This window comes from Pseudomonas jilinensis (assembly GCF_003586265.1).
GTDB lineage: Bacteria > Pseudomonadota > Gammaproteobacteria > Pseudomonadales > Pseudomonadaceae > Halopseudomonas > Halopseudomonas phragmitis.
This window is the reverse complement of the sequence record NZ_QJSA01000050.1, coordinates 1-618: the sequence shown is the minus strand read 5'-3', so window position 1 is coordinate 618 and position 618 is coordinate 1. Positions and strand designations below refer to the sequence as shown.

The 618-nt window shown below is 58.3% G+C and carries 1 protein-coding gene; it reads right to left on the bottom strand.

Translation table 11 applies throughout. The features are described from left to right. Nucleotides 1-24 precede the first annotated feature (24 nt). A partial coding sequence (locus C2846_RS18500) for a hypothetical protein (protein ID WP_119702195.1) occupies nucleotides 25-618 on the bottom strand: 594 nt, incomplete at its 5' end.

Below are 618 nucleotides of genomic sequence, written 5' to 3'. Positions count from 1 at the left end.
CTGGAACACCAGAACCTTGCAACTTTACCCCCGGTGAACATTATCGTAATCATCACCCTTGGGCGTGGCCTGAATCCCCTTGGCTTCCTGGCTGCGGTAATAGGTCTCGATCGTTAGCTTGGGATCGATTCGGCCTTGCACAATGCAAGGCTGCTGCTGCCAGGGGTAGGCCGCCAGTTTCTCCCGCAACAACTTGCCTTCCTTGCGTCCCCAGACCTTGGGTTTTATGTCACGCCAATAACGCTCGGGGCGTTGGTTTGCCGCATCAAAAGCGGCAGTCACTGGATCCAGATGTCGGCTTTGCTCCAGCACCGGCAGGTCTGGCAAGGGCTGACTCACATCCATATAGCGCTGCAGAGTGTCCCAGAATGCCAGCAGATTGACCTGGTCCAGTCCAAGGCTGTGCAAGCGGCCAGCCAGGCAGATCTTGGTGGCCGTGTAGCGGTGGTGCAGCCAGAGTACGTAGTCATGGCCACCATGGGGTGTCACCACCAGTTGCATGACCGGATCGAACTCGTAAAACGGCGCGACAAAGGGCTTGCGCCAGCGCCGGGCAATGCTCAGTGTCCCGGCCTGCCGATTGAATTCACTGCCATCGTGCTGGTAGCGTCGGGCATA